This window comes from Flavobacterium sp. (assembly GCF_027533505.1).
Lineage (GTDB): Bacteria > Bacteroidota > Bacteroidia > Flavobacteriales > Flavobacteriaceae > Flavobacterium.
In genome coordinates, this window is record NZ_JAPZUB010000052.1 from 1 (window position 1) to 10,069 (window position 10,069).

At 44.6% G+C, this 10,069-nt stretch carries 10 protein-coding genes; 4 read left to right on the forward strand and 6 right to left on the reverse strand.

Features of this window, described 5'->3' with window-relative positions:
• Positions 1-34 precede the first annotated feature (34 nt).
• Positions 35-142: an integrase core domain-containing protein gene (locus O9316_RS10880; RefSeq protein WP_298347193.1), complete on the forward strand. Its 108-nt coding sequence runs from the start codon at positions 35-37 to the stop codon at positions 140-142.
• A 570-nt stretch (positions 143-712) separates the two neighbouring features.
• Here the strand turns inward: O9316_RS10880 and O9316_RS10885 are convergent.
• From O9316_RS10885 to O9316_RS10910, 6 genes are all read right to left on the reverse strand, one after another.
• The gene (locus tag O9316_RS10885) at positions 713-2,167 is read right to left on the reverse strand and encodes an amino acid permease (protein ID WP_298205579.1); all 1,455 of its coding nucleotides are present in this window, start codon (positions 2,165-2,167) and stop codon (positions 713-715) included.
• A 139-nt stretch (positions 2,168-2,306) separates the two neighbouring features.
• Positions 2,307-3,080: a nucleoside triphosphate pyrophosphohydrolase gene (mazG, locus tag O9316_RS10890; RefSeq protein ID WP_298205580.1), complete on the reverse strand. Its 774-nt coding sequence runs from the start codon at positions 3,078-3,080 to the stop codon at positions 2,307-2,309.
• 82 nt (positions 3,081-3,162) lie between these two features.
• A complete protein-coding gene (locus O9316_RS10895; protein WP_298205581.1) occupies positions 3,163-3,636 on the reverse strand; it encodes a DUF5606 domain-containing protein in 474 nt (157 codons plus the stop codon).
• 45 nt (positions 3,637-3,681) lie between these two features.
• On the reverse strand, positions 3,682-4,269 hold the full coding sequence (gene def / locus O9316_RS10900) for a peptide deformylase (RefSeq protein ID WP_298205582.1): 588 nt from the start codon (positions 4,267-4,269) through the stop codon (positions 3,682-3,684).
• Positions 4,270-4,326: 57 nt separating this feature from the next.
• A complete protein-coding gene (ruvX, locus tag O9316_RS10905; RefSeq protein ID WP_298205583.1) occupies positions 4,327-4,743 on the reverse strand; it encodes a Holliday junction resolvase RuvX in 417 nt (138 codons plus the stop codon).
• Between the two features lie 16 nt (positions 4,744-4,759).
• The gene (locus O9316_RS10910; protein WP_298205584.1) at positions 4,760-5,608 is read right to left on the reverse strand and encodes a copper resistance protein NlpE N-terminal domain-containing protein; all 849 of its coding nucleotides are present in this window, start codon (positions 5,606-5,608) and stop codon (positions 4,760-4,762) included.
• A 56-nt stretch (positions 5,609-5,664) separates the two neighbouring features.
• On the opposite strand from O9316_RS10910, the gene O9316_RS10915 reads away from it, so the two are divergent.
• From O9316_RS10915 to O9316_RS10925, 3 genes are all read left to right on the forward strand, one after another.
• The gene (locus O9316_RS10915; protein ID WP_298205585.1) at positions 5,665-6,600 is read left to right on the forward strand and encodes a hypothetical protein; all 936 of its coding nucleotides are present in this window, start codon (positions 5,665-5,667) and stop codon (positions 6,598-6,600) included.
• A 46-nt stretch (positions 6,601-6,646) separates the two neighbouring features.
• On the forward strand, positions 6,647-7,462 hold the full coding sequence (locus O9316_RS10920; RefSeq protein ID WP_298205586.1) for a 2,3,4,5-tetrahydropyridine-2,6-dicarboxylate N-succinyltransferase: 816 nt from the start codon (positions 6,647-6,649) through the stop codon (positions 7,460-7,462).
• A gap of 196 nt (positions 7,463-7,658) precedes the next feature.
• Positions 7,659-8,225, forward strand: a complete 567-nt coding sequence (locus tag O9316_RS10925) for a nucleosidase (protein WP_298205587.1) — start codon at positions 7,659-7,661, stop codon at positions 8,223-8,225.
• The last annotated feature ends 1,844 nt before the right edge of the window (positions 8,226-10,069 follow it).

A 10,069-nucleotide genomic window follows, 5' to 3' on the forward strand; every position in this document is an offset into this window, starting at 1 on the left:
GTTCACAAATTGGTGTCAAAGCAAACATATCGAAATAAAATATACACAACCAGGAAAACCTATGCAGAACGGTTATGTAGAGCGATTCAACAGATTCTATCGCGAAGACATACTGGATGCATACTATTTTAATGATATCTAACGACTAATGTCCAACGACTCTTCATTTGCGGTTGAGAAGAAAGAAGAAAGAAGAAAGAAGAAAGAAGAAAGAGGAAAGAGAAAAGACCGTTTCAGGCTATTTTGAATTATAAATTTTAAATGGGCGTTCTAAGACGTACTCCTTGACTAACGACTAATCACTAGTTACTAGTTACCCCCGAAGTTTCGGGACTAGTCACTCTTTCGTCTAACGACTAAAAGTGCACCATGTTGTATTCACTTCCTTTCCCTCAGAACGCCCTCGGCCTTATAGAAAAAAGAGCAAAGAAGCAAGATCAAAGACTTACTTTGGGAAGTGAGAAAGCTAATAGCAGAACACTGATCCCGACCCTTAGGGGCTGAACACTGACTGCAAAAATGAATTACTACTTTGTGACTTACGACTCTCCTCCGTCAAGACAAAAAGTAAAGAGTTCATCAAAAATTAGATAACTATATCAATGTCAATGTCAATGTCAATATCAATGTCAATGTCAATATCAAAATTCAACAATCACCAATCACTAATCACTAATCACTAATCACTAATCAACAATCGTCAATCGTTAATCTAAATCCTCCCTTTGGGGGCTTGGGGGCTCCGCAAAAACACATAATACACCGGCACGCCCAAGGCCACAATCCCTAAGCCTAAGCCCGCGTTACGGGTGTCGTAAATCAGTAAGGCCATGCAAATTGACGCCGTAATCAACATATACAATAGGGGTACAAAGGGATAGCCGAATGCTTTGTACGGTCGTTCCGCGTCGGGTTCTCGCTTACGCAAGATAAAAAGTCCGCCGATCGTCAAAATATAAAACAATAAGGAAGCAAAGGTAGCATAGGTGAGTAAATCCCCATACTTACCGGTTAGGCACAGAAAAGAAGCCCAAATCGCTTGTACCCACAACGCCCGTGCCGGCACTTCTTTGTCATTGAGTTCGCCTGCTTTTTTAAAAAACAAACCGTCTTGCGCCATGGCATAAAACAAACGACCGCCACTCAAAATAAGGCCGCTATTACACCCAAACGTCGATACCATAATCAAGCCTGCCATGACCAACACGCCTACGTTGCCCATAATCACACTGGCCGCAGCCGCCCCTACTCGATCTTCGGCGGCAAACATAATCCCACGCTCCATCACCGTGGCACCGTCGGGAGAACCGTTGAGGGGTAATAAAGACAAATACGCCACATTGGCCAACAAATAGATAATGGTTACAATCAAGGTCCCCAAAAACAAACTGCGGGGAATATTGCGCTTCGGATCTTTGATTTCGCCCGCGATAAACGTCACATTATTCCACGCATCACTGGAAAACAACGGATTGATAATGGTTGCGCCCATGACACCCAACAACGCCACGCCACTCAATAGGGAAACCGTGAGCGTACCGTCGTTTTCCACCGTTTTTTGGGCCTCCCAAGCTGTAGCAAAGTTTGCCGACAACACCTCCGACTGTAATCCTACGTACAACCCGAGAATGATTAAGGCAAAAAGCGCAAGTAATTTAGCCGAGGTAAACACCAATTGGATAATCTTCCCGTTTTGAACGCCACGGGTATTGATGTAGGTCAGTAAAAAAATACTGAGTATCGCCAAGATTTGCTTGTTGGTAAATACAAAACTTTCGTAGGCAAAAATCTTTTGTTCCAACACCGGAAAAAATACCGCCGTATAATTGGCAAACGCCACCGCAACCGCCGCAATCACTCCTGTTTGTATCACCGTAAATACCGTCCAACCGTAAAGAAAGGAAACCAACTTGCCATACGCCCGTTGGATGTACACAAACTGTCCCCCCGCATTCGGCATCATACCAGCCAACTCCCCATAACTCAACGCCGCCGACATCGTTAAGAGTCCGGTGACCAACCATAAAACCAAGATCCAGGCGGCCGAACCCACATCGCGAGCCATGGCCGAAGTGACTAAAAATATCCCCGACCCAATCATCGATCCCGCTACCAAACTGGTCGCATCAATGAGTCCGAGCGTACGTTTTAATTCGTGTTTTTCCATAGTATATTTTAGACGTTAGACTTTAGACGTTAGACTTTAGACGTTAGACTTTAGACTTTTGACTTTAGTCGTTAGACTTTAGACTTTAGTCGTTAGTTGTTATTAAGTTTCATTTTCAAATTTTCAAATCAACAAATCTTCAAATCTTCTTCGCCTCATTCCAATACACATCCATTTCCGCCAAGGTCATATCGGCTAGGGATTTTCCCATAGCGTTGACCTTTTCTTCCAAATATTGAAAGCGTTTGATAAACTTTTTGTTGGTGCGCTCCAAGGCATCTTCGGGATTAACATTTAAAAACCGAGCGTAATTAATCATCGAAAACAGCACATCGCCAAACTCCGATTCGATACGGTCTTGGTCCCCTGTAGCCACTTCTTCTTGCAATTCCTGCAATTCCTCTTGCACCTTTTCCCAAACCTGTTCGGGTTGCTCCCAATCGAAACCAACCCCTTTCGCCTTATCTTGTATCCGACTGGCTTTCACCAGCGCAGGTAACCCTTTGGGCACACCTTCCAGCACCGATTTCTTCCCCTCTTTCAACTTCAATTTTTCCCAATTGCGTTTCACTTCCTCCTCATCAGCCACGACTACATCGCCATAAATATGCGGATGCCGATGGATGAGTTTGTCACCAATTTCGTGGGCCACATCACCAATATCAAACGAGGCGGTTTCGCTGCCAATCTTCGCATAAAAAACAATATGCAAGAGGAGATCGCCCAACTCTTTTTTAACTTCTTCTAGGTCGTTATCGAGAATGGCATCGCCCAATTCATAGGTTTCTTCAATAGTCAAATGACGTAAGGACTGGAGGGTTTGCTTTTTATCCCAGGGACATTTTTCCCGTAAATCGTCCATGATATCGAGCAATCGGTTGAAGGCTTGCAGTTGTGCTTCGCGGGTATGCATAGAATTCGGTTTGGGGTAAAAATAAGAAATCCCGACCGTTAAATCGATCGGGATTTTGAATATTTAAATCACCTTGTGGAATTTATTCGCTTTTCTTCGTCGTTTTCTTTTTGGCTTTCTCCGCCGCTACGACTTGTTCTTTGATTTCTTCAGCGTTTTCAACCGTTGGCTCCTCTTTCGAAACCATCCCTTTGGCTTGCAAAATATTGTACCAGTTCAATACTTTTTTGATATCCGACGCATACACGCGATCCTGATCGTAATCGGGCAGCACGGTCTCAAAATAGGCAATCAATTTGGCATTATCCTCTTTGTGGGAAAGGGCCGGTCCTTCGTTTTCCAGTTGTGCAATAGCGCGCAACACCTCTACCAAAGGTTTTTCTTCGGTATAGGTATACATCGAAATCTCCGACAACAAACTCACGTTACTACGCAAGCCTACCGTAATTCGTTTTCCATCCAACAACGATTCGGCAACGAAACCTGAACGGGTTTGTATTTTCAACTCATAAAGCCCGGGCTTTCCAGAAATGGCCAATATTTTATCAATTTTCATACTGAGTGTATTTTTAATGGGGGCAAATATATTTATTTGTTTGTATTAACGTCCTTTTTTGTTGTAAAAACGCATGCGATAATCGGGACGCGCCTTACCATCCATGATATTTTGAAGTTTTTTCTTTATCAACGTACGTTTCAACATGGATATTTTATCGGTGAATAAAATCCCTTCAATATGGTCGTATTCGTGTTGAATCACCCGTGCAATCAATCCGTCGAAAACTTCAGTTTTTTCCACAAAGTTTTCGTCGCAATACTGCAAAGTCACCCGCTCTTTTCGGTACACATCTTCGCGAACATCGGGAATACTCAAACAGCCTTCGTTAAACCCCCACTCCTCGCCTTCCTCTTTAAGAATTTGCGCATTGATAAAGGTGCGCTTGAATCCTTTCAGCTGGGCACTTTCCTCCGCGCTAAGCGATTCACTATCGGCAAACGGCTCGGTATCAATGACAAACAAGCGAATCGGCAGTCCAATTTGCGGCGCCGCCAACCCTACGCCATACGCATTGTACATGGTATCGTACATGTTGTGAATGAGTTCAGACAACTGCGGGTAATCAGGGGTTAGGGTGGCCCCAACCTTTCGTAAAACAGGATCGCCGTAACCAACGATGGGTAAAATCATGGATATGTATTTAAAGATGGGGCAAAAGTAGCAAAAAAAACAGCGCCGATAAAGGATTTATATCATTTTACGGCTCAAGTAATCCTGCAATAAAATGGTAGCGGCTATCTCATCAACCAATCCTTTATTTTGACGTTGCTTCTTCGAGAGTCCACTATCAATCATCGTTTGAAATGCCATTTTTGAGGTAAACCGTTCGTCCACCCGCTCCACGACAATATCGGGAAAGGCCGCTTGAAATTGCACCACAAAAGCAGCTACCAAAGGCGCACTTTCCGAGGGTAAACCGTTCATCTGTTTGGGTTCGCCAATCAACACTTTCCGTACGTCCTCTTTTTTAAAATAATCCACCAGAAAAGGAAACAATTGCGCCGTATCGACCGTCGTGAGTCCCGAGGCAATAATTTGCAAATCATCGGTAACGGCTATTCCCGTGCGTTTGCGTCCGTAATCAAGGGCTAAAATTCGTGGCATGCGACAAAGATACGGATTATTTGGCCGCAGAAAATTGGGCCAATACCGTTTTCCCTTGACGCAGTATTAATTGATCCTTTTGAATAGAATAGGCATCGACTTGCGATAATAATTTGACAAACGTAGCCTCGACTTGATCATCGGGACAGGCCATCTTGGTCGAAATCACCGCGGTAAAAGCCAACCCATCGACCGAGGGCATGATGTACTGCCCTCCGATTTGATTGCAACCCATATACGCGGTAAAACGGGCGTCTTTGGAGAGTAATGTCAGCGTAAATGGTTTTTTGGGAGCGCGAATTTTCTTTTTCAACAAGGTATGCAAACGCCACTCGGTTCCCGCTAAAGCAAAGGCAATAGGGGCGGCAGGCGTAGTACCTTTGACCACGGTAGCTTCTTTGGCCACCAACAATTCCCCAGTTTGTGCATCCTTTTTCATTTTGATCAACCGATAGCGTGACGCTAAATCGCCCGTGATGGGTTTTCCCTGCAAATCCAATTGCTGTAAACTTCCCTCCATAACGGCATACGCATAGGGTCCCCCCTTTTGATTGTCAAGTTGAATCTGCGTTTCATTGGCATTCCAACCATAAGTGCCGCGAACCACAAAAGGCGTTTCCGACTTGCCCAAATAACGGGTGGTCAGGACAAAACGGGTGGTGTCTTGCAATTCCAACAGCGTCTCTATTCCTTCACAATCGGCACAGGGCAAAACCCCTTTGTAAACGCCGAGATAATCCAACGTTTGCTTGGCAGAAATTACGTTCGGTTTCGTTGGGGAAGAAGGTTCCGTTTTGGGCTCTTTGGATGTACAGGAATACAATGAGAACGTAAGGGGAACTAATAGGAAAACAAGGTATCGCATAGGGAAATCATTTTGCGTTCAAAACTAAGTAGATTGCTGAATTATTTTCTTAAAAAATGTGTAAACTTTACTGGGCTGCTCAGCCAAAGGATGGGTATCTTTGTACGATGAATGCATCATATCACCTCATATTTGTGGCTTTTGGACACCGGGATTACCAAAATGAGTTGCTTTGGGCACTGCTGTCCTTGGCGCATGTACATCCCAAACCCGCATTTCACATCCATATTTTCTCCGACGATACGGCGTACCTTCAACCGCAGCTTCCCCTCAAAATAACGTACCATCCGCTGACTCCCGAAGTACTTACCGAAGCCAAAGGACCCAACGATTACCCCTATCGCGTGAAAATCAAAATACTGCAACAGTGCTTGCAACAGTATACAGGGGCATTTCTCTATCTCGATACCGATTGTATACTACTACAACCGCTGACAGCTATTTTTGAGGCTATCGAACGGGGAACGGTATTCATGGATACCAACGAAGGACCGCTGCACAATAATAAAGGGGGTATTGCCCGTAAAATGAAAAAAGTCTTGCGGAAACAGTCCACGTTTCCTTTACCCAACGGCGAAATTGTTCGGTTGAGTGAAGCCTTTGAGGTTTGGAATTCAGGATGCATAGGGGTTTCCAATCGGCATCTCCCGCTCCTACAGCGCGCCGAAGCCTTGATGGATGTATTGTATGCAACCTATCCGCTGTTTAGTATGGAACAAATCGCCGTTTCAGAAGCGCTGCAACACACCGCCTTGGCGGAAACGAAAAATGAGGTGCATCACTATTGGTATTTTAAAGAATTTCGACCGATAATCAATGCTCTTTTGGCGTATTATCCCCACTGGGAACAACGATTAGAGAAAGCACCACAATGGGACCCCCGATTGCTTTCGGAAGGCAAACGGCGTTACAAACAACTCGGATTTTGGGGGCGAACCTACCAAAAAATCCGCTATGGGTACCGTTGGAAAAATCCAGTCTTCCGTCCCTAAAAAACAAACAAACAAACTATTATCTTTGTGACTCAATTTTTACGACATGACAGGATTACAACAAACGATAGAACAAGCGTGGGAAAACCGCGAATTATTGAAAGAAGAAGCAACGCAAAATGCCATTCGGGAGGTAATCAACTTAATCGATGCCGGTACGCTTCGGGTTGCCCAACCCGTGGAAGGCGGCTGGCAAGTGAACGAATGGGTGAAGAAAGCCGTGGTGCTCTATTTCCCAATTCAAAAAATGGAAACCTTTGAAGTCGGTATTTTCGAATACCACGACAAAATGCCTTTAAAACGGGGGTATGCCGAAAAAGGAATTCGCGTAGTGCCGCACGCCGTAGCCCGTCACGGTGCCTATATTGCCAAAGGCGTGATTTTGATGCCGAGTTATGTGAATATCGGCGCCTATGTCGATGAAGGTACGATGGTGGATACGTGGGCAACAGTAGGGAGCTGTGCCCAAATCGGTAAAGACGTTCACTTGAGTGGTGGCGTGGGTATCGGTGGCGTATTAGAACCGTTACAAGCAGCTCCTGTGATTATTGAAGACGGTGCGTTCATCGGATCGCGTTGTATCGTGGTCGAAGGGGTTCGGGTGGAAAAAGAAGCCGTTTTGGGTGCCAATGTCTGTTTGACTGCCTCTACCAAAATCATCGATGTGACGGGTAGCGAACCCGTGGAATACAAAGGGGTGGTCCCTGCGCGTTCGGTAGTGATCCCCGGCAGTTATACCAAGGCCTTTGGAGCAGGAAGCTACCAAGTACCTTGCGCCCTGATTATCGGAAAACGCAAACCCTCCACCGACTTAAAAACGTCGTTGAATGATGCCTTACGCGAGTATGATGTAGCGGTGTAGCGGGGTTTCTCCCGAAATTTCGGGATCAGGTTGGATTCTTGAAAACTAATGTTCTAAATTTCTCAAAAGCTTAGTGGCTCAGAACCGCAGTAGCTATAAAATAGTTTCACGTTAGTCCCGAAAAAAGAGAATTGTACTCTTTGAGCGGAACCATTTAGCATTTAAAATTTAAAATTCAAAATTTATAATAATACGAATGATTCGCTCCTTCTCTCCTCACGAAGTCCTTTTTTGCTTTGCGTTAAAAGCCGAAGCGGCCGAGGTCTTTGAGGGGCAAAATGTTCTCTTCACAGGGATTGGCAAGGTGCAAGCGGCCTATGCGTTGACCAAAGCCATCGCGGCACAACGGCCCAAACTAATCATCAACTTAGGCACGGTGGGCAGTACCCATTTTCCGAAAGGGACCGTGGTGCATTGTACCCAATTTGTGCAACGCGATATGGATGTGCGAGGGTTGGGTTTTAACTTGTATGAGACACCGTTGTCGGGTCTTCCGGTGGTGTTGGACTATGGCGAACCCTTTGCCGGACTCCCTCACGCGGTGTGTGGCACCGGCGACAGTTTTGAAATGGAGCATGCCGAATCGCTGTATACCGTAGTCGACATGGAAGCCTATGCCCTCGCCTACATCGCCCAACAAGAAAACATCCCGTTCCTTTGCCTCAAATATATCTCCGACGGCGCCGACGACAATGCCGCCTCCGACTGGACCGAACAGGTGCACAAAGCCGCGGAAGCCTATGGGAGGATTTTGTTGGGTTGAATAAGCTACTGAGAGGCTGAGCCGCTAAGCTCCTGAGCAATCCATGGATTGAAAAGACAGTTGTGGTCGAACGCCTTCCAACGTCTAACGAATAAAGTCTAATGTCTGCCCACTGAACACTGAACACTGAACACTGAACACTGAACACTGAACACTGAATACTGAATACTGCGATTGCAACTACCTCAACCAACTCTCGACTTACGACTTTTGACTTACGACTTTTGACTTACGACTAAACGCAGCGACTGTCCCGACCCTTCGGGGCTGCGACTTTTTAAACATTAAGGAATTAAGTATACCCACTAAACCGTAAACATTAAGATCCTTAAGCAGGCCATAGGCCGCGATTCTTTACAAACTTAATCCATTGCGTACATCGCGTAACCTTTGCTCCTTTGCGGTTTAAAAAAAGACCAAAGGCCGCGATTCTTTGCATACTTAATCCATTGCGTACTTCGCGCAACCTTTGCACCTTTGCGGTTTAAAAAAAGACCAAAGGCCGCATACTTAGTGCCCTCAAACCTTTGCGCCTTCGTGCCTTCGTGGCAAAGAAAAAAGAAGCAAGAGAAAAGACCTCTTTGGAGTTATTTTAAATGTTGAATTTTAAATTATAAATGGGCGTTCTAACTAACGACTAGTCACTAGTCACTAGCCTGCCTGCCGGCATAGGCAGATCACTATTCCCCCTTTGGGGGTTAGGGGGCCACTAATAACGCTAACGTCCAAAGTCTAATGTCTAAAAGTGCGCCATGTTGTATTCACTTCTTTTCCCTTAGAACGCTACCGGCCTCATAGAAAAAAGCGTGTCTTTTCAAGTCGGTCATGCGTTAAGGAGCAACCCTCATAGCGATAGCGGCTCGGGTTGCGGACCAGCATGACGACGTAGAAAAGTCGCTTTTTTATATGCAGCCTTGACTTTTTTGTTACTTTTTGTGTCAAGACAAAAAGTAAAGAATCCAATAAAAGCAGGATCTCAATACCAATCCAAAAATCAACAATCAAAATCGTCAATCGTTAATCAAAATCCCCCTTTTTTCGCCTACGTTGTTCGCAGTGCTACCGATGTGCTACCGATGTGCTACCGATGTGCTACCGATGTGCTACCGATTATTTACCTTTTTTATCGAGAGCACATCGAGAGCACCCCGAGAGCATCCCAAGAGCATAGTGTGTGAAGAAAGCGCAAAGAAGCAAGAGCAAAGACCCTCTTTGGAGTTATTTTAAATGTTGAATTTTAAATTATAAATGAGCGTGCTTACACGTCCTCCTTGACTAACGTCTAACGACTTTTAAGTTGAGAAGAAAGAGTAAAGAAGCAAGAGCAAAGAAGTGTTGATTGATGTTGAAACTAATTGCTAATCGCTGATAGCTGACCGCTAAAATGACTTACGACTTACGACTTTTTGACTTACGACTTTCTAACGTCCAACGACTAATGTCTAACGACTAATGACTCAAAGCACACCATGTTGTATTCACTTCTTTCCCGTTAGAACGCCCCCGGCCTTATAGAAAAAAGCGTATCTTTTCAAGTCGGTCATGCGTTAAGGAGCAACCCTCATAGCGATAGCGGCTTGGGTTGCGGACCAGCATGACGACGTAGAAAAGTCGCTTTTTTATATTCAGCCGTGACTTTTTTGTTACTTTTTGTTTCAATACAAAAAGTAAAGAATACAAAAAAAACAGGATCTCAAAACCAAAACAAAAAAACCCACCCAAAAATTAAACCCTTGTTTTTAAAAAAAAAAAATTTACCGATAAAAAAAAAAAACCAAAAAAAAAAATAAAAAATTCAACGACATTCTTGGGGGTTTTTTGGTAAAAAAGCTGTATTTTATTTT